Annotated in this window: 16 protein-coding genes; all 16 read right to left on the bottom strand. The window is 53.7% G+C overall.

The window, feature by feature from the left end; translation table 11 throughout:
• Positions 1-7: 7 nt before the first annotated feature.
• Positions 8-820 (bottom strand): HpcH/HpaI aldolase family protein, encoded by an 813-nt coding sequence (locus tag E1757_RS07980; protein WP_220446488.1) that lies wholly within the window; start codon positions 818-820, stop codon positions 8-10.
• A gap of 4 nt (positions 821-824) precedes the next feature.
• The gene (locus tag E1757_RS07975; RefSeq protein WP_133226436.1) at positions 825-1,286 is read right to left on the bottom strand and encodes a NanQ anomerase/TabA/YiaL family protein; all 462 of its coding nucleotides are present in this window, start codon (positions 1,284-1,286) and stop codon (positions 825-827) included.
• A 34-nt stretch (positions 1,287-1,320) separates the two neighbouring features.
• The gene (locus E1757_RS07970) at positions 1,321-2,934 is read right to left on the bottom strand and encodes an extracellular solute-binding protein (protein ID WP_133226434.1); all 1,614 of its coding nucleotides are present in this window, start codon (positions 2,932-2,934) and stop codon (positions 1,321-1,323) included.
• Positions 2,935-2,975: 41 nt separating this feature from the next.
• Positions 2,976-3,860 (bottom strand): carbohydrate ABC transporter permease, encoded by an 885-nt coding sequence (locus tag E1757_RS07965; protein WP_246079069.1) that lies wholly within the window; start codon positions 3,858-3,860, stop codon positions 2,976-2,978.
• Positions 3,861-3,877: 17 nt separating this feature from the next.
• Positions 3,878-4,786 carry an ABC transporter permease gene (locus E1757_RS07960; protein ID WP_246079068.1) on the bottom strand — a complete coding sequence of 303 codons (909 nt, stop codon included), beginning with the start codon at positions 4,784-4,786 and terminating at the stop codon, positions 3,878-3,880.
• A gap of 144 nt (positions 4,787-4,930) precedes the next feature.
• Positions 4,931-6,964, bottom strand: coding sequence for a helix-turn-helix domain-containing protein (locus tag E1757_RS07955; RefSeq protein WP_133226430.1), 2,034 nt, complete (start codon positions 6,962-6,964; stop codon positions 4,931-4,933).
• Positions 6,965-7,067: 103 nt separating this feature from the next.
• Positions 7,068-8,330, bottom strand: a complete 1,263-nt coding sequence (locus tag E1757_RS07950; protein ID WP_133226428.1) for an MFS transporter — start codon at positions 8,328-8,330, stop codon at positions 7,068-7,070.
• A 137-nt stretch (positions 8,331-8,467) separates the two neighbouring features.
• Complete coding sequence (locus E1757_RS07945) at positions 8,468-9,994, bottom strand: NAD(P)H-hydrate dehydratase (RefSeq protein ID WP_133226426.1); 1,527 nt, start codon at positions 9,992-9,994, stop codon at positions 8,468-8,470.
• A 145-nt stretch (positions 9,995-10,139) separates the two neighbouring features.
• Positions 10,140-11,000 carry an aldo/keto reductase gene (locus E1757_RS07940; protein WP_133226424.1) on the bottom strand — a complete coding sequence of 287 codons (861 nt, stop codon included), beginning with the start codon at positions 10,998-11,000 and terminating at the stop codon, positions 10,140-10,142.
• A gap of 130 nt (positions 11,001-11,130) precedes the next feature.
• Positions 11,131-11,883 (bottom strand): 3'-5' exonuclease, encoded by a 753-nt coding sequence (locus E1757_RS07935; RefSeq protein WP_133226422.1) that lies wholly within the window; start codon positions 11,881-11,883, stop codon positions 11,131-11,133.
• A gap of 143 nt (positions 11,884-12,026) precedes the next feature.
• Positions 12,027-14,963, bottom strand: a complete 2,937-nt coding sequence (locus tag E1757_RS07930; RefSeq protein ID WP_133226420.1) for a DUF5054 domain-containing protein — start codon at positions 14,961-14,963, stop codon at positions 12,027-12,029.
• A 35-nt stretch (positions 14,964-14,998) separates the two neighbouring features.
• Complete coding sequence (locus tag E1757_RS07925; protein ID WP_133226676.1) at positions 14,999-15,805, bottom strand: endonuclease/exonuclease/phosphatase family protein; 807 nt, start codon at positions 15,803-15,805, stop codon at positions 14,999-15,001.
• A gap of 22 nt (positions 15,806-15,827) precedes the next feature.
• Positions 15,828-17,114: a CehA/McbA family metallohydrolase gene (locus E1757_RS07920; protein WP_133226418.1), complete on the bottom strand. Its 1,287-nt coding sequence runs from the start codon at positions 17,112-17,114 to the stop codon at positions 15,828-15,830.
• A 39-nt stretch (positions 17,115-17,153) separates the two neighbouring features.
• Positions 17,154-18,017 (bottom strand): carbohydrate ABC transporter permease, encoded by an 864-nt coding sequence (locus tag E1757_RS07915; protein WP_246079067.1) that lies wholly within the window; start codon positions 18,015-18,017, stop codon positions 17,154-17,156.
• 1 nt (position 18,018) lies between these two features.
• Positions 18,019-18,903 carry an ABC transporter permease subunit gene (locus tag E1757_RS07910; protein ID WP_133226414.1) on the bottom strand — a complete coding sequence of 295 codons (885 nt, stop codon included), beginning with the start codon at positions 18,901-18,903 and terminating at the stop codon, positions 18,019-18,021.
• A 107-nt stretch (positions 18,904-19,010) separates the two neighbouring features.
• On the bottom strand, positions 19,011-20,468 hold the full coding sequence (locus E1757_RS07905; RefSeq protein WP_133226412.1) for an extracellular solute-binding protein: 1,458 nt from the start codon (positions 20,466-20,468) through the stop codon (positions 19,011-19,013).
• Positions 20,469-20,605 lie beyond the last annotated feature (137 nt).

The raw sequence follows: 20,605 nt of genomic DNA, 5'->3' as shown, positions 1-20,605 counted from the left end.
CGGACTTTTAAATATGGATGCTGCCCGCCGAGCTTGCCGAACGGTCGCCAAGACTCTGCTTGATCGTTTGCAAGTCGCGGGACATGCTCTCCGCAAACGCCGTCATATCGGATGCATGGATGAACAGATTCAGCCCTTCCTTGCCCCAGCCGATTTCCTGGTCGACGCCGAAAAAATAATGAATGCCGGCGGCCACGCCCGCCGCCCGCGCCTTCTTAATAATCGTTTCAACCGCCTCTGTGAACACCGGATGCCGGTACTGCTCGGGGACGCCCAAGCTGCAGGACAAATCATGCGGGCCGATCAGAACGGCGTCCAGACCGGGTACGGCCAATATATCGTCCAGCGCTTCCAGCGCAGGTCCGCTCTCGATATTGACAATCATCAGATGCCGCTCGTTGTAATCTTCCAGATAAACGGCCAGCTCCGGCTCGGCAGCCTCCGAGCCGTCCAACATTCGCTGCAGCTTCCGTCCTTTGAGCGGCCGCATTTTCACCGCACCGCGCAGCGCGACGACCTGCTCCACCGTCTCCACGTAAGGAGCGACGACGCCGGAGGCGCCGGCATCCAGCGCGATCGTCGCCTGATGCGGGTCCGGATACGGAATCCGGACGATCGGCGCCATGCCAAGCGCTTCATACGTACGGCACATCCAGGAGAGCTGATCGCGGTCCATCGACATATGCTCGGTATCGAGAAATACAAAATCCAAATCGAGCTTTTTCACTTCCGCCGGCCAACGGGGGGACGTCGAAACGATCAACGTCCCGTATACCCGGCCGCCTTGCTGCATATGGGCTTTCAATGCCAGACTGTCCACAGCTTCATCCCCTCCCCAGCTTGATTTTGAACACCGCTTTTTTTACCGGAGCGGACCCCGAGGCGGTTGCCATGCACGGCATATGCGCATCGTCCGGATAAAAGATGACGAAGCTGCCCGGGCGCACATCCACGAAATCGCCTTTCCCTGCCAGTACCCTGTAATCCTTTTCGTCCAGATGGTCTTCCGTTGTCGCCAATTGACCGGCATAAGCATAGCCCATCCGCTCCGTACCTTCGAGCATCACCTGAATGTCGATGTAGCTGCGGTGCGCTTCCCAGAAGCCCTCTTCCTCCGGTCTTGTCCGGTAGCTCTGTATCATCAGAAACAGCTCGGAGCCTTCGAGCTCATAGGTGCCCGGCCCCAGCTGGCCGGCCTCCTGATTGTTCAAATATTCAAAGCAAGCGGCAAACTTGTCGTGAACGCCGTAGTACAGCGGCGCATTGCGGATATGGTCGATGATCATTATACGGTTCCTCGCTTTCTGTCCGAATTTATAATTATTTCAGCCTCGCGTTCGCGTCGTTATAAATTTTCTCAATGTCCAACGCGCCTTTGTCCGTCAGCTGTTTGGCGAAATTGTCATAATCGCTCAGCTTGCGGGTGCCCATGATGAATTTGTCGATTTCCTGCTGAACAAGCGTATCGACCTGGGTTTTCAGCTGCTTCAGTTTATCCATTTCCTCTTTGTTGAACGGCGGGTCCATAATATTTTGGAAATAGCCTTTATCCTGCTCCATCAGCTTGCTCCATGTCTCCAGCTCCGGCGGTGAAATGGCGATCAGCGGCCTTTCGTCGACATAAGTGGCGAATGCGAGCAGCCCGGTGCCGAGAGCGGATTGCATTGCGTGGAACGGATCCTTTTTATCCAAATATTTTTGCAGCACGCTGTCCAGAACGACCGGTTTGCCGTTATCCAGTTTGTAATGCTCGCCCTCGGCGCCGAAATTGGTTGCCAGTACGCCCTCGTCGCTGTACATCCAATCCATGAATTTGACGACCGCCTTCGGGTCCTTCACTTTCGAGCTGACGGCAAACATATGCCACCAGTCTTTCGGATATTCGTAATTGCGGATCTGTCCCTTGTCGTTTTTCATAATGCGAATCTGCTCGAATTTGGCTTGCGGGTCTTTAGCCTGAAGCGCTTTTGTAAATGTGAGCCCGTACGTATTGTTGTCATAATAGAACAGCGACTTGCCGGAGCTTAATTTCTCCTGCCACGTTTGACCGGTATTGACGGCATAATCCGGGTCCAGCAGCTTTTCGCTGTACAGCCTATTCAAATAAGTGAGCACCGGCTTGAAATCGGAAGCATGCGCAGGACCGTACACATATTTGCCGCCGTTTACGTTCGGATCGTAATAGATCGGGTAGCCCGAACCAAGAGCATACGCCATATACGGCAAAAAGTTGGCAATTCCGTTGCGGAACGTAATCGGATACGTATCGGGATACGCTTCCTTGAATTTCTTCAGCACCTGATACAGCTCTTCGAACGATGTCGGCGCCTGTAAATTGAGCTTTTTCAGTAGATCGTCGCGGATCAGCGGCAGTTGGCCGTAACGCACCTTCCATTTGCCCATAACCGGAAACCCGTACAGTTTGCCGTCAATCATCATTTTTTTAATTTCCGGATTTTCCTCGATTACCTTTTTCAAGTTCGGAGCGACATCCAGATGATCCGTCACCGCTACGAACATCCCCGCTTTGGCCAGCGGTGCCGAATCCAGAAAATTCGTTTTCGGAATGCGGATTATATCGGGAATGTTGTTCGTTGCGAGCAGCGTTTGCACCTTTTCCGCATAATTCGTGTCGGGCGAGGGCTGCAATTCGATTTTTACATTCGTCTTTTTGAATATTTCCTGAATCGCCGGCGCGTCCGCCACAATCGGCTGAGAGGCGCCATCCGGCAGCATTACCTTCAATGTCATCGGCTGCTCGAACAATTTGCCGCCGGCGCTTTTACCGTCCGGGCTTTTCTGGCTCTGGCCCTCTGTCTTCGGTGAGCTTGCCGGCGGCGGAGACGAGCTCTGCGAGCTGCAGCCGGCTAACGCGACCAAGGTTAATGCGAGACTTGAAGATAATGCGATCATTTTTTTGTTCTTTTTCGCCATACGTCGTTCACTCCGTTCTTATAATGGCTTGCATGCAGCGGCTATCCCTTCAGTGAGCCGACCATAACTCCTTTGACAAAATATTTTTGAATAAACGGATAAATCGCCACAATCGGAATAATCGTAATGATAATGACTGCGTATTTGATATTTTCCGCCGACACCAGTACGCCTACTTCCGAGCCGCTGGACGCCATGCTCTGATTGCCCATCTGACCGGAGACGACAATTTTGCGCATCATGATTTGCACCGGAAACAGCTTCTGATCGTTCAAGTAAATCATCGCCGGAAAAAAGCTGTTCCAATGCCACACCGCATAAAACATCGTCATCGTCGCCAGCACCGGCATGGAAAGAGGCAGCACAATGCGCAGAAAAATATGAATGTCGTTCGCGCCATCGATGTAAGCGGATTCATGAAGCTCATTCGGAATGCCCGAAAAAAACGTACGCATCATGATCATATACCAGACGTTAACCGCCGGCGGCAGCAGGATCGCCCACATCGAATCGAGCAGACCCAATTGGTTCACGACCAAATAATTGGGGATCATCCCGCCGTGAAAAAACATCGTCAGCACGATCAAAAACGTAAACACCGATTTGCCGTACAGCTTGCTTCTCGACAACGGGTAGGCGCACAGCGCCGTCATTCCGACGTTAATGGCCGTTCCGAGCAGCGTGTATACTAACGTATTCCCGTAGGAGCGAATGATCGCCGGATCTTCGAGAATCGTTTTATACGCTTCCCAATTGAAGCCGGCCGGCCATAGCTTGACCTCACCGCGCGATACCAGCAAACCGTCGCTCACCGAAATGATCGCCATGTAATAAATCGGATACAGCGTAACAAGGACAAGCGCCGACAGCAATACATAATTGATCCCGTCAAAGAGCCGTGGGCCGATGCCTTCGCGAGTTCTCACTTTTGCCACTCTCATTTCTACCATAGGCTGGTTTGGCTTACTTTTCTTGAGATCCAGTTGGCGGAGCCTACGAAAAGCAGCACGATCACCGACTGGAACAATTCAACCGCCGTCGCAAAGCTGAAGTCGCTGCCGACAAGCCCTCTGCGGTATACGAAGGTCGAAATGACGTCTGCCGTCTCATACGTAGGGCCCGTGTACAGCAGCAATATTTTTTCAAAGCCGATCGACATGATGTTGCCCAAATTCAATAAAAACATGATTGTAATGACAGGCGCGATACCGGGTAGGGTTACATGCAGCATCTGCTTCCAGCGGTTCGCCCCATCCATCGTCGCCGCTTCGTACAATTGCGGATCGATGGTCGTGAGCGCAGCCAAATAAATGATCGCTCCCCATCCGACACCCTGCCAAATTTCGGAGCTGACATAAATCGTGCGGAACCAGTCCGGCTGCATCAAAAACGGGATCGGTTCATAACCCAAGCCGGCAAGTACCCGGTTGACAAGCCCCTCGTTCGTCAAAAAATTGACTATCATCCCGCAAATGACGACCGTCGATAAAAAATGCGGCAAGTAGCTGACGGTCTGCACAAATTTTTGGAATAGCTTGTTTTTCATTTCATTCAGCAAAAGCGCAAGAATGACCGGTGCCGGAAAAAAGAAAATAATCAGATACAGGTTCATCAGCACCGTGTTCCGCACCAGCTTCCAGAAATAAGGGTCGGTCAAAAACTGCCGGAAATATTTGACCCCTGCCCAATCGCTGTTCCAGATGCCCTGAAATACGTTATAGTCTTTAAATGCGATCAGCAGTCCGAACAAGGGACCGTATTTGAAAATAACAAAGTAGGCCATGGGGAGAAGCATCATCAAATAAAGATACTTGGACTGCCCGATCGCTTTTCCGGCTGCGACCCAATTCACGGTCCGTCTAATACGAATACCTCCTTTCGTTTAGGCTGATCCAGTTGTAACACGAAGGAAGCTTAAGACGTAACGGCCAAATCGCGCTTCGCATGTTCCATTTCGGGAACGGCCGGCCTTTGTTTCATCTGTCCTCCCTTTGTTTCAATCTTCCGCATACAGCTTGCAGCCCATCGTTTTCCGGAATTCGTTCGGCGGCAAGCCTTCGAATTTTTTAAACAAACGTATGAACGTCGTTCTGCTGTAAATGCCGACCTGCTCCGAAATATCGCTTATATTCCGGTCGGTGCTCATCATCATTTCCTTCGCTTTCGTAATCCGGACCAAACTGATGTAGTCGGTCAAATTCATCCCTTTCTTCTGTTTGAACATTTTGGACAAATATTTGGACGATACGCCCAGCTGATCCGCAAGCTTCTCCAAATACAAGTCCTGCCCGTAATGGTCTTCGATGTAGGCGATAATGGCGGAAACAAGCTGATCCGCTTTGCTGGAAGCGTACGATTTCTCCCGGTTTCGGTCCGTCAGCTCTGCGATCAGGAAGTCATGCCGCGTATCCGCATGTCCGAGTACCGTTAACGCATCGTTATATGACTGAATCATGCCGTCGGTTCCGGAGTAAACATTGCCGATCCCGATATGAATGCTGCAATATCTGGAATCTTGGCGGAATGTTTGAATGATGGCGTCCAATGCGTTTTTCAGTTCGCCGACCCCTTCCTGGCTGTCGATGTTGGCGATACAAGCATATTCGTTTGGCTTCGGTTCGACGATGTAGACCGTAACATAAGGGGCGATGAAGCCGGCTATAATTTTTTTAATTTTATTGACGATCAAAAGCCGCTCCACATCCTGGATTTCTTCGTAAAAGGCAGGTTTAAACGTAAATTTCACATGACAGCATACAATTCCGTCTTTCGCAAACTGCAGATCGTCCTGGAGCAGCTTGACCAGCTCTTGATCGGGCACCGGTTTGGCGCCGGATAATGCATTCATCAACACATAATCGGTGTATTCCGTCGAATACATATCCAGCTTTTTCTTGAATGCGTGGCTCCGTTCAATAATTTGATGGATACCGATGCCAATCCATTCAAGCTCGTTGCGCTTTTTGGCGGTCCGATTTTTGTAATCGCTTTCATCCGCTTCGTGAATTAAAATGTTTCTGATTTTTTGGATCGGGGTGTACAAATGATATGCATATACAAACGATAATACGCAGCCGGCCATCAGTAAAATTACACAAACCGAAGCGACGGTAACGAATATGTTCGTCGATTGGGCGGTAAATTCGGCAAACGGCGTAACCGCATAATAGGTCCAGCCGTATGTATCCGATTTTACATGGGTCAGCACATACCGTTTGCCGTCGATCCGCAGCTCGCCGCTGTTGATCTGCTCCTGCGTAAATCCGTTTTCACGCAGCCCGCTGCCCCATCGGTTCAAATCGTTCGCACTGGTCCAAATGATATGACCGCTGTTGTCGACGATCAAATAATGGGCGGAAGCAAAGCCGGCGTTATTTTGAATCGTCTGCGCGATCCGCTCCACCGAAACGGTCATGACCATGACGGCCTGATGGCCGTTGACCGTTTTGGCGAATACAAACGGGATGGCGTTTTTTTCCAAAGAATGGATATATGTAACCTTGGAGGGGTTCAACAGCTCCAAATAGTTGTCCGTGGCGAGCCTGCTTTTCCAAAAAGCTTCATCGTAACCGGCGAACTGATATATCGTGCTGAAAAAATAATCGAAATTTTCAAGACCGTCTTTCGTGTATACTTTTTGATCGTCGACATACACGAAAATCGTATCGATCAAATCGCCGATATTGTTGGAAATGCGGGCCAGCGTATACGGAATATTGGGAAGATTGACCTTATCCGCGAGGCTGTAGAGGGAGTACGGCAAAAGCAGCGACATGACGTTTTTGTCCGTGTAGAAGCTGAGGCTGGTGCGCTGGGCGGTTTGCAAATAAACATCGATGAAATCCGCCGATGCCTGCAAATTGAGTTCAATTTTTTGCTTGAAATCGCTCTTGGCCTTGTCGTGAAAATGAACATACAAAAACGTTCCGATAATCAGAATCGGCAGCAGCAGCGATACAAAATAAAGCCATATCCGGAGAAACAATTTATTTTGCAGCGGGAGGTAAGAGCTAATATTGACCGGTTTCATCGTCAGGCAGCCCCCTTTTTCAAGTGTTGCACCCTTTAGTATAGGGGTACAACGGCCGCCTTGTACATGGTCAAATCGGCATTTTATGTTTCAAATTTGCCCATCAGCGGATGTTCCGATTTTCGCCGGCTGTTTCAAATAGCCTCCTGTCGGTATCGGGATCGGTTCCTTTCGTCTCCCGGCCAAGAAACAGCACTGCCATAGCGCCGATAACTATCGCCACGAAGAAGATGATAAATATGATGGCCATGGAAACCCCGCCGGCTACAAGCATCCCCACCAAATAAGGACCGATTACTCCGCCCAGCCGGCCGAACGAAGCGGCGCTTCCGACACCGGTCGAGCGTACGGCCGTAGGGTACAGCTCCGGCGTATAAGCGTACATGCCGCCCCATGCGCCCAGGTTGAAGAAGGACAGGCAGATGCCTGCCGCCAACAGCGTGCCTGCAGATTCGGCCGTACCGAACCAGATGGCGCTCGCGGCCGTTAGCAGCAAATAGGTGACCAGAACAAATTTCCTTCCGTATTTCTCGATAAAATAGGCGGCGGTGAAATAGCCCGGCAGCTGCGCCAGCGTCATGATGAGCACATATTCGAAGCTTTTGACAAGATTGAACCCTTTCATCACCATCACGGTCGGCAGCCACAGAAACATGCCGTAATATGAGAATACGACAGTGAACCATAAAATCCACAGCATCATTGTAGAGCTGCGATGCCTGTTCGACCACAGCGATTGCATCCGTTCTGCAAACGTTAACGTCCCCCCTGCTCCCGATGCGGTAAAACGGGGCGAGTCCTGGATGGATGTTCTCAAATATAACGCATACAGCGCAGGCAGCGCACCAATGACGAACGCAGCTCTCCAGCCGTATACCGGGATGACGAAGAAGGCGATCAGCGCAGCGACGATCCAGCCGGCCGCCCAGAAGCTTTCGAGCAGGACGACCGCGCGGCCGCGTTCCGCCGCCGGCACCGATTCGGACACGAGCGTCGACGCAACGGGCAGCTCGCCGCCCAATCCGAAGCCGGCCGCAAAACGGAGCACGCACAGCAGCGCAAAGCTGGCGACCAATACTGACAAGCCGCTGGCTATGGAAAAGATCAGGAGCGTCCAAAGCAGAACCGCTCTGCGGCCATACCGGTCCGCAAGCGATCCCGCAACGACGGCGCCGACAGCCATGCCGATCGAATTGATCGCCGTCAGCAAGCCGATCTGCTGGGCGCCCAGCCCCCATTCTACGGCCAATGCGGCAGCGATGAAAGAGATGATCCCGACGTCCATCGCGTCGAACAGCCAGCTCAAGCCGACGCTGAACAGCAGCTTGCGCACTTTTGGTTGTCGCAGCCATACGGCTTTATCCATCGTGAACACTCCTTTATACGGCCGGATAAGACAAAACGGTTTATGATTATAACGGATACTTATAAAACTATTCCTATTATGGTCCGAAATGGCTCATTCGATGTACATTCGTCCGAGGTTATGCAGTTGGGAGCCGCTTACCATACATCGAGCAGATCGCCCGCGAGCAGCGAAGCGGTGTACATGCGCCCGCTTGCGGCGCGGTCCCCGGCGGCGCCATGCAAATAAACGCCGAGCGCAGCCGCCTGCGTCGCCGTAAAGCCTTGTGCCAGCAGGCCCGTGATGATGCCGGTCAGCACGTCGCCCGTCCCTCCCGTCGCCATGCCCGGATTGCCGGTGACGTTGATGTACACGTCGCCGTCCGGGCAGGCGACGACCGTTCTTGCGCCTTTCAGCACGAGTGTGACACCGTGCCGTACGGCATAGCCGCGGGCTATGCGGATGCGGTCGCGCTGTACCGCCGCCGTATCGAGGCCGCATAAGCGCGCCATCTCGCCGGGATGCGGCGTCATGACGACCGGCGCAGTCCGGCGCGGCCATGCGGCGAAATCGTCCGCGGCGGCGATCATGTTCAGCGCATCGGCGTCAAGCACAAGCGGGCAGCGCGTATTCGTCCAGACGCTGCGGAGCCATTCCGCATCGCCCGGCCAGCGCCCCGCACCCGGCCCGAAGGCGAGCGCAGCCTTATCCTCGGCGAGCTCGTACAGCGACTGCGGCGCGACGGCGCTCCAATCGCCGCGGCCGGCGTCGGCCATGCCGCGCAGCATCGCTTCGGGCAGCCGGCCGAGCATCGGCGCAAGCAGCGCATCGGGCAGCGCCCAGGTGACCAGCCCGCTGCCCGTGCGCAGCGCCGCCGCGGCGCACAGCAGCCCGGCTCCGGCCATAGGGCGGCTGCCCGCCGCGAGGAGCGCGTGCCCGTAGGTGCCCTTATGCGCATTTGCGCTCCGCCGCTCATACTGCGGCAGACCGAGCCGGTCCGTGAGCAGTTGCTCGTCGATCCGGTATGTCCGTACGCCGAATGCGGCCGCGAGACCGGCCGGGATGCCGATCGGCCGGACGACGACCCGTCCGGCCAGCCGCGCCCCCGGCTCCTGCTCCAGGCCGCATTTCGTAAACGCCAGCGCTACCGTGACATCGGCTTGGATGCACGGCTCATACGCCTCGCCGGTATCCGCATCCAGCCCGCTCGGAATATCGAGCGCGATCACCGGCAAGCCGCTGGCGTTCGCTTCACGGATCAAACCCGCATAATCGCCGCGAGGAACGCCGCGGCTCCCGGTTCCAAGCAGGGCATCGATGATCCCGTCATACCGATGCCACATGATGTGCCCGGCCGCATAGCGGATGATCGGTATGCCCAGCTTGCCGGCAATATCCCTTTGCTGCGCGGCCTCCGACTGCAATGCGGCCGGATCGTCCGCATAGATCAGCTCGGCGGTGCAGCCCGCCTCAAGCAAATGGCGGGCGGCAACCGCCCCGTCCGCTCCGTTGTTGCCTTTGCCGGCGAGTACGGCAAACCGGCGCAGCCGCCGGCCGTCATAAGCGGCCGCTTCCTCGGCCGTAGCGCGTCCCGCATTTTCCATCAGCACCAGCGCGGGAATGCCGATCTGATCAATCGTATGGCGGTCCAGCTTTCTCATCTCGTCCGCATTCACTACATACATACAAATTCCCTCCTATGCGCGCATATGGCCTAAATAAACGGCTTCCTTTTCCTTAGGGGACGCGCGCGTTTATCAAGGTTGTGCGAAGAAGCTGAAAAAAAAGAAGCAGCCGGCCAAAACCGGTGCTTCTGCCTGGCGCCCTATCCTATCGAACGGCCCATTCCTCTTTATTGTTCCAGTCCTTCGCTTTCCAGCGGAGCGTATCCGGCGTACACATATGCATAATTTCTTTGAGAAAGCTTAATGTTTCCGCATCCGTCATCGGTTTGAAATTGTTCGCAACGGCCAAATTTTTCTCCAGCTGCTCCATCGACGAAATGCCGACAATCGAGGTGGATACAGGCAGGCTGAACGTGTAACGAAGCGCTTGCTCGTACCAGTCGGCCAGCTTGCCCAGACCGAGCAGCTTCATCCCGATTACGGCCACACCTTGCTCATTCGCCTTCGGCAAAAATTCATGCGCGAAGCTGTAAATAAAATGATCCGCCGCGGATACGGCGACGAGCGCGCTGTCAAACGGGAAGCGGTTTATCGCCTCCAATTGCACCCGCGGATTCAAATGTCCGCTAATGCTGAGATATTTGATGACGCCTTGCTCCTTGGCTTCGATTAACGCCTTCAGCGCGCCGTCCTTTGCGAAAATTTGATCGAGCTCCTCCATCGTGCCGACCGCATGCAGCCGCCATTCTTCCACGTGGTCGGTTTGCAGACGCTTCAAGCTTTCCTCCAGCTTGCGCCAGGAGCCGTCCCTTGTGCGCTCGCCCGTTTTGGTGGCGATCCAGATTTGGTCGCGCCGTTTGCCGAACGATTTGCCGAGTCTTTCCTCCGATTGTCCTTTGGAGTAGGTAGGCGCCGTGTCGAAATAAGTAATACCTTCGTCGATGGCCCGGTTTACAATTTGAATCGCTTCCTCTTCCGTACAGTTATGCTCGTCCACAATACGTTGGGCGCCAAAGCTTAAAATCGGAAATTCATAACCGGTTTTGCCAAAATTTCTTTTTTCCATATCCCCAAAAGTCCCTCCCATAATTTGACTCGCATCCTGCTGATCTTATTATATCCTATACGGGGTGGAATATTAAACCATTTCGGCGGGCTCCGCTAAAAAAAGAAGCCGCGGCTCCTAACCTCGCGAGTTAGGCAAGCTGCAGCTTTTTGTATTTGCGTCCGAACTTCTGGGAACCGTATTTATGAAACAAAGACTCCACCATCGCGATTTCCGGTTTTGACAAATGCATCACTTTAATATAAGCTTTCGTTTTTTCATTCGCCGCGAACTGCTCCCAGGTCAGCTTCGTGCCGACTTTAATGGCTTGGTCCCAGCTAAGCGAAATCCATTTTTTAATGCCGCCCGTACAAATTTTAAATTCATTCGGCGCAAAATATTGCTCCGATGCCCCCGTCTCCGGCTTCAGCCGCATAAGCTGCGCCGCGTTTAAGGCGTCGTCAAGTGCGGAATGATGCTGTCCGATCGGCGTCAGACCGTGAGTCTCCAGCGCCTGCTGCAGCCCGCCTTCAAAATATTGCGTCAAATCAATCAAACGCCCGAGCCAGCTATTATCGATGCGGTTCACCCGGCAATCGACGAACAAATTGAAAAAATCGCTGCCGCCCCAAGCGAACAGCTTATAATCGTTGCCGCAAAACGCAATAAACCGCCGGATCACTTCATTGAAGGAAGGGCTTTTGTACAACGTTTCCTTTTCGATTCCGCAAAATTTAAGCGCAAACCGGTTCAGCTCGAAGTTCGGGTTCACGTAGCTTTGGAATGTATCGATTTGATTAAAATCGGCATCGAGCTTAACCGCGCCGATCTCAATAATTTCCATCGGATATATATCATAATGTTTTCTTCCGTTAAATTCAAGGTCAATCACAATGTAGTTCATGCTATCTACCTCCACTACTACAACAATAACACGGAAGACGCAATTTTCAAATAGAGCATTCGTTACCAATCTCGGCAATTATGCCATATTTGTGAAAAAAACCTTCGCCTGCCGATGAACGGTCAAGGCCGAAGGTTCTGATTTCAATGCGGCTGCCGAATGCGCCACGTATGCACTTCGAACGGTTCGGTATGGAAGCGGAACCGGTTCATGCCGGCGCTGTCCATACGTTCCAAAGCAACGGATGCCGTTTCGTACTCGAGCAGGTCGGTTTTCACGATTTCGCCCGCTCTATCGGCGATACAAACTGCAACATCGCGGGACTGACCGAGCCAATCGCGAACGCGCAATATATAGCCATCTCCGTCTTCCGCCGGTTTGAAGCAAGTCACGGCCATCCCATCCAGACCGTGCGGCAGCAAATCCGTGGCAGATGCAGCCGTTGCAGCAGCCGGAGACAGGCATCCGGGAGCAGCGCCCGGCGAATTTACCGGTTCGGAAGCCGCAACGACGGCTAAATGATCGGAAACCGCGGCGGCAGGTGCAGCCCATTCGGCATAGCCGCCGTCCTTCACGACCGCTGCCGGAGACATCGTCTCCTGTGCGGTTTTCCATATGCCGCCTTCCGCCCAGTCGCCCCGATGCGGAATGAGCCGGAACCTGTAAGTCAGGTCGCCGCCGGTCCACTGCGGGAAATTGGTTCCCCACCAGTTGTTGAACAAATTGAAGTTCAGCTCCGGCTTTTCCGGCTTGTAGTCATGCTCGAAGTCCCACATTCCGTTGCGTCCGATAAATAGAAGCGGCGAATCGAGCGGCACGACCGCCATGCCCGCAGTGCCGTCCGATACGTCGATGAAGTTCTCGATGCAGTGAAGCAGCGTGCTTGACGAGCGTACCGTATCCTCGCACGGATCGATGACGCTGCCCATTTTATTGATCCGGTAGCTTGGACGTTCCAGCTTCAGCGGGAAAACGATGTGGCCCGACTCGGCAAGCGGCGTCTCTTCCTTGCCGGTTAAACGCCATTCCATATCGATATACGGCGAGTCCTGCCTGAGCAGGATGCTCCAGACGATTTCACCGGCATTGCCGTATGCGGCCGTTGAGGACGGGTCGGATGCTGCATGGCATTCCAGCCGGACAGCGCCGGGCTGCTCGAACAACCGAATGTCCATGACATGCGGGACGAAGGACACACGTTTTTGCTGCTCGGGATAATCCGTCTTGCCGAAGTCGTGAACGCCCCAGTCATAAAAGCGGTACGCATATTTTTTTATATAACGGGTAATATCCTCGTTCGAATAAATATTGTACTCGTACTGGCCGAAGCCATAGGCGGATTCCGCATCGACCCACTCCTTCCGCAGCGCTTTGTCGTACAGGCTCTTGATCCAGCCCGTATTTCGATCGACTTGCACACGGACAAAATCATTTTCCAGCACGACGGCGTCACCGGTCATCGTGCCGGTTACCGCTGCACGCCGCGTACCGGCCGCTGCATTCGCAGCCTCGGCTCCCGGGGCGGACGCTTGTTCCGCAGCGTTGGCGTCAGCGGCTTTATCAGCTGCAAGCACTGCAGCTTCCGCAGCTGCGGCGCCTCCTTCGGTGCCCGCCATCACAGTCGCAGCCGGAGTCCCGCCATGCTGTTGAAGCACGGACAGCTTGACGCAAGCAATCGTCGTCCAGCCCAGTGCAGGCAGCCGTCCGACGTTCACCTGCACATCGCCGTTTGCCGTCAGGCACCACGCCAATCGTTCACCCGTCGACGCATCGATCCAGGCTTCATCCGCTTCCGGTACGGCTTCTCCGCTCAATACTACCGCTGCTGTGCGTTCCCAGCCTAAATAATTATAGATCCGGTACGTCTTGACCGTCTCCTCATTTTCCCTTTGCTCAGCATTATGCAATCGTCCGCCCAGCATGTCCAATGCCTGCTGCAGCGCGCGCTCCGCGTTATTCAAATAATCGGACTGCTCCTGCCAGGAGCGCTCCATCTTGCGATACCGCTCGCTATTCTTGTCGTCCCTGAACGATTTTTTATCGTAAGCTCTCGGGAATAAGAAGCTTTTGCAGTCCATCCCCCATGTATGCTCGCCGAATAAAAGCGTCTGCCCGTAGCTCTCGTCCAGCTTGCGCTTGATCGCCTGCGCATCGGCACAGGCGTCTCCCGCCTCGCCGGCGAGCAATCTTAGCGCCAGCGCGCTTTCCGCCGCAGCGATGCGGCCTCTCAAGCCGCGTACGCGGGCCGCCTCGCGCGGCGCCGTACCGACGCCGTGAATCCAAGAGTCGGCCAAATCGCCGCGGACGACCGGCAGCTGCGGATCGCCGGCCAGGAAAGCGTCGGCGAAATCCGTCAGGCTGCCGATGTGCAGCTCTGCCTGCAGCCCGCTTTCCGCAATCGCAGCCTTCATTTCATCAATGACGGCCGCATCGTGCGGACCGTGGTTATCGCTGGTCTGAATCATCGCCAGCCATACCGGGTGCTCCCAATCCTCCGGCGGCAATATCCCCGTCCCGTAAGCGCCTTTCGAATAAAACGTGAGCAGCCGTTCCCCATCCGGCCCTTCCCAGAAAAAGACGGGCGGCACATCGGGCGGTGTCGAAGCCGGATTGCAGCCGAGATGCAAAATTCGGACGCCGGCCTTTTTCAACAGCGACGGGACGATCCACGTGTGGCCCGGTACATCAGTCATTTTCGCATCCTTCGGCCGGTAGCCGAACCGCTCGCTCAGGCTGCGGGAAACATACATGCCGCGGATCCATTCCTCCAAGCCGCAAAACTCGGTATGCGTCGTATAAGGCAGCATGTGCCAGATCAGCTGGCGGTTATCCAGAAACGGCTGAACAAGCGCCCGATCCTGCGGGCTGCTGCCCAGCAGCGACTGCTGAAGCGGCCATGCTGACATCGTCCACACATAGCGTTCATTCCGCTCGTTCCCGTTCGTCCGCTCGCATATATCGATTACCTGCTTCAGCATATCGGTGCTGTATCTATCCACGACCTCCGATACGAGACCGGTAAAGCCGATGTCAAAATGGGTTTTGAATACGACCACTATTTTTTGCAACCGTTCGCTCATAGGCTTGTCTCCTTCATTCTGTAATCGCAAAAAGGCTATCCGGATGCCTCGCCGCTGCTTAACCGCAAAGCGGACACGACCGGATAATGGTCGGACGGGTAAGCGCCGTCGATAAGTCTGCGGTCCACCTTCGTTTCCAGCACGTCGATGTCGGGAGATACAAAAATATAATCAATCGGCTCCCCTGTGACCAATCCTTTAAATTCATGAGCCGTCATGCCGATCTCGCCAGGCAGCGAGCAATAAGCATCCTTCAGCCATGACTGCCGTCCGGCACAGTCGGTTTCGCCGCGCAAAAAGCGAATCGGCAAATGGTCGGGGTGGCTGTTGAAGTCGCCTGTCAGAACGACCGGTAATCCGAACTCCTGACGCTGCGAGCGGATGTGATCCCAAATGAGCACGGCGCTTGAATCTCTGGCCAGCTGACCGATATGATCGAAGTGGGTATTATAGATTAAAAATTCGCCTCCGTTCACCCGGTGCTTGAAATGCGCCCACGTACAAATTCGCGGCAGGTTGGTGTCCCAGCCTTTCGATGCGACGACATGCGGCGTCTCCGACAGCCAGAATTGACCGTTATGGATAACGTCGAGCTCGGCTTTTTTATAAAAAATCGCGCAATGCTCGTTCTCATGCCCGCCAAGCCGTCCTTGCCCGACCCAGGCATAGTCCTCCAGCCGCTCGTTCAAGCTGAGCAGCATCGCATGATAGCCTTCTTGCGTGCCGACGATTAGCGGTTGATGGTCGCGGATGATATGCGCCGCACGGTCGATCCGATAAGGCCAGCTGTTGGCGCCGTCATTCGGCGTATTGTAACGAAGATTAAAAGACATTACCGTCATATTCAACTGAAATCACCTCATGTCACTGATTGAAATAAATCGGATTGGTCAAAGCGGCGAGCACAAAACCGCCGCCCGGCCGGACCGGACGCCATACTTCCGCCCGCAGAAACGACAAATGCTCCGCATCCGCAAGAAGCTCCGCCGTTCCGTCCGTCGTCTCGGGGGCAACATCAACTACAACCCCATTATTGCCGATCAGCTTGATCCGGTCCCCCGCCCGCAGCGCATTGGCCTGCAGCCGGATTGTCCGGTTCCGTTCGTCCTTCGGCACCGTTTCGCCGATCGTGTAATTGCCGCATTGCAGCTCCACGAACGGCCCTTCCGGCGAGCAGCTGATGGAGACATGCCCTGCGTCGATTCCGTCCAGAATGTCGTCCACGGTTTTGGTCTCTGCCAACACCCACGTACACGGCTCCGCATGCTTGATGTACGGATCGGGGCTGTGCACGTCGCTGCCGCCGACCGCCGTCAATCTCCGGCCGCCGGCGAGCTGTTCCTGCCACCAGCGCAGCGTGCGTGCGTTGCGCTCGCTCCACGGTCCGTTCCAAACTTCCACCCAGTCATGATCCACCTGAAAATCCCATTCCCAGGGACAAAAATCGCAATGCGGATGGTTGAGTACGATTTTCGCCCCGCGCTCCCGGGCCGTACCCAGCCTGGCATGTACATCATCCTGACTTGCCACCCGGAATTCGTCGAGCGGATCGGTCACGCCGAGAAAATTGCTGTGGCCGAAGTTGGTCGTAAATTCATAGCCCGGAATCATAACGACGCTTGTGCCGCGCGGATACGTCCGGTTTTGACTCGACGTATTATGATCGGTCATCGCAATAAAATCGCAGCCGAGCTGCTCCATGATCGCCGCATTTTGCTCCAATGTATACTTTCCGTCGCTGTTGACGCTATGCGTATGCAGGTCGCCTTTCAGCCAGCGCCGGGTCCGTTCGTAAAAAGTAATCGTCACCTCGACCGTGCAACCTTCCTCCGGTACCTTGTAGGCATTATGCAGCACCGCCCAGCCGCCGGGTGTCAACGGACCGGGCAGGTAGCCGGGCGTCGCCTTTTCCAGGCCAAGCCGGAATTCCGTCCGGGCTCCGCCGCTCCAGCCCCGCACCCGCTCTTGATCGCGCACGCCCAAGTCGATAACGGCCTTCGGCCCACCATGGGAGTTCACCTTATAGCTGACTGTAATTTCCTCTACCCGCGTCGGCATTTCAAACGGAATTTCCACATAAGTGCTCTGCTCCTCATGTCGGATCGATCGTGAAAAATTGACAGTCGTCGATTTGCGGTTGTCGCTGTTCATCGTTCGGTTCGCTCCATTTCAAGATGAATTGGTTCTGCTCTACTCTTTGTTGGCCCCGATCATAATGCCCTTCACAAAATATTTCTGCACATACGGATATATGATAATAAGCGGAATAAGCGCAATGACGATGCCCGCCATTCGCACGTTGGTCGTAATAATAAAATTGCTGGACGTCGCATCCGTGTCGATAATCAGCGATTTCAACGCGATTTGCAGCGTATATTTGGCATGGTTATTAATATACAGCAGCGCGGGCGTAAACTGATTCCAGCGGCTGACGAATTCAAACAGCGTAACCGTTGCAAGACCCGCTTTCGCCAGCGGCAAATACATCGTGAAAAAAATGCGGATATCGCCGGCGCCGTCCATTCTCGCCGACTCTGACATTTCAAACGGAACGCTGAAAAAGAAATTGCGCATCAGCAGCACGCTGAATCCGGACACCAGGCCGGAGATGATCAGCGCAGACAGCGTATTCAACAGCCCCAGCTCTTTATTCACCACATAGAGCGGAATCATGATCGCCTCGCCCGGCACCATCATCGTTACCAGAATGAACGATACCATCAGCTTTTTGCCAGGCAAGCGCGGCTGCACCAGCACATAGCCCGCCATCGCGCACAGCAGCACATGCCCGACCGTTCCGACTACCGTAACGATGACATTGTTGGTGAACGGCAAGTACAGCTGCATCCGGTTCCAGACCGTGCTGAACCCTTCTATGCTAAACTCCTTCGGCCATAATACGATACCCGGCTGCATGGAGGCGAAATTCGTGGAGAACGCTAACGCGAATGTGTTCAAAAACGGAATGATCATCGTCGAGACGAGCAGCAGCAGAAACAAAATATTAATGACGTCGAACACGCGGCTCGACAAGCTGGTATACGCCTTGTTCATGTTATTTGTCTCCCCCATCGTCGTAGCGGATGATCGCTCTTGTAATAAACGTCAAAATCAGGGTCGCAAATATGACCAAAAATCCGGAGGCTGTAGCCAATCCGATTTTGAATTCCAATATCCCCTTTTGAAAGGTGTACATCATAATAACATCCACCTTCTTGGCAATGGCACCGTTTCGCATCACATAAATTTGATCGAACATGCGCAGAACGCCCAACACGTTTAACATGATTACGACCTTCATCGTCGAAACGAGCGACGGCAAAGTAATGTAACGAACGAGTTGCCAACGGTTGGCGCCGTCGATTTTGGCCGCTTCGAACAGCGATGGATTGATCGATACGATAGCCGCCAAATATAAAATACAAGTGAAGCCCATTTCCTTCCAGACCGAAGTAAACACCATTACAGATCGCGCATATTGGGTACTGGACATGAAACTGATCGGCTTGTCGGCCCCGAACAGCAGCAAAAGCTGGTTCACAATGCCCGTATCCGGCGAAAGCATCAAAATCCACATACCGCCGACCACAACCCATGAAAACAAATGAGGCAGGTAAACGATCATTTGGGTAACTTTTTTAAATACAGTCGAAAGCACTTCATTGAGGCATAACGCCAATACGATCGGCATAATGAAACCGATAACGAGCGTGCTGCAGCCGATGACGAGTGTATTTTGGAGCGTATCCCAAAAGCTGCTGTCCTTCAACACTTCCATATAATTGTCAAAACCGACGAACGGCCGGTTCCCGATCAGCCGAAAGTTTTGAAAGCTGATAATGAAGCCCCTAACAAGCGGATAGTAGGAAAACAATAAAAAATAGGCGAGGATAGGAAGCATCATGACATATATCGTTTTATATTTCCAGACGGCTTTCAAACAACAGCCACCACCTTATCCGATCAATGTTGTTAACAGAGGGAGCACGGGATGCATGCTCCCTCGTATCCGGATTCACTTGAATAAACCGCAAATATTTTATGCCATTAATCAATTAATTGCTTCGATTTCAACTGCTCGCGCATTTTTTTGACCGCCTCGGCCGCAGGCATTTCGCCCAGAATCGCCTTGAATGAATATTCGTTAATAATTTTTTCGGCATCCGCCCATTTAGGCGGCGTCAATTCGAGAGCGGCATATTTGACAACCAGCTCCTGAGCTTCTTTCACTCCGGGCAGCAGACCGAACGGCGGTTGAACCTTTTTGTTGTACCAGAATGGAACGCCATGGTCCATCGCATGTTCTTTGCCTGCTTTCGTCAGCTCGATTTTACCGCCGTTATCGGTATAATCGTTATCCTTGATCCCCAGACTGCCAAGTGTAATGCCTTCCTTGGAATGCCACCATTCGATGAATTCGAAGGCAGTTTTCGGATGCTCGGCATTTACCGGAATAACCCATACGTCCGGATCGCCGCGACGCAGCATGTATTTGCCGTCAGGTCCGGCGGCTCCCGGCAATCCTTTGGCCTCAAACGCCGTTTTCGGATCCTGCTCCAATCTCGTATTGTTCAGCATGCCTACCCAGGCGTCCCAGTAGGTGATGATGCCGACACGGTCCGCGAGAAATAAATTGCGCATTTTACCGGTATCGTTGGTCGCAAAGTTTGGATCCAGAATGCCTTCCTTGTACAGCTTGTTCAGCCATTCGTACACCGGAATCGCGGCATCGGTCGAATAAGGCACATCCTTCTTGCCGTCCTTCTCCACATAACGCTGCTTCAAGCCGGCGGCGCTGAAGAAGCCCTGCAGCTCATACATGCCCGCCGTCGACAAGCCGTATGTGTCCTTTTTGCCGTTGCCGTCCGGATCCTGCTCGGTGAACGCCTTCATCACTTTGTAGTAGTCGTCCAACGTTTTCGGCTCGGGCAGGTTGAGCTTTTTCAGCCAGTCGTTGCGTATGATCGGCATCGTGCCGCCCTGGAATTTTGTAAATACGCCGTATATTTTGCCGTCCTTTGTTTTGACCTGATCCCATTCCTGGGTCGGAAGCACGTCCGGGTCCTGCAGCACTTTGGATGCCTTAACCTGATCCGTCAGCGGAGTCAGCACGCCCTGATCGACGAGTAGGTTCATTCTTTCCTTGCTTACCTGCAGCAGGTCGAACTTGTCGCCGGAGGAAATAGCGGCCATCAGCTTCTGGTCGTAATCGGAAGCGGGCTTGTCGAGCTTGGCCTTGATTCCGGTCAACCGTTCGATTTCCTTTTCAAACAGCGTATTTTCTTCCGGGTTTTTGCCGCCGATGACGGACGACATCATACGCAGCGAACGTTCCTCCTTCTTGGCGTCGGTTTTGGCGTCCGTCTTAGGCTGAGAGTTCGAATTGTTGCTGGAGCCGGTTCCTGAATTGCCAGCAGCGGAATCTCCGCCGGAGCAGCCTGCCAGCGCACTCCCAAGCAGCATCAACGCTGCGATCGAACTTACGGTTTTTGTTCTTGTACTCATAGTAACCTCCCATTGGTTATACTTTTGAACACAATAGCTTCAATACGAATGATCCGGTATAATTGCGATCCGATGCAGCCCGCGGCATCACCGCCTTTACGAAATATTAATAAAGCGCTTTCAATTCATGCCCGCCT

Origin of the sequence: Paenibacillus piri, from assembly GCF_004354045.1 — a bacterium.
Taxonomy (GTDB): domain Bacteria; phylum Bacillota; class Bacilli; order Paenibacillales; family NBRC-103111; genus Paenibacillus_S; species Paenibacillus_S piri.
Note: the sequence above shows the minus strand (reverse complement) of the source record. Positions and strands in the feature narration are given on the sequence as shown.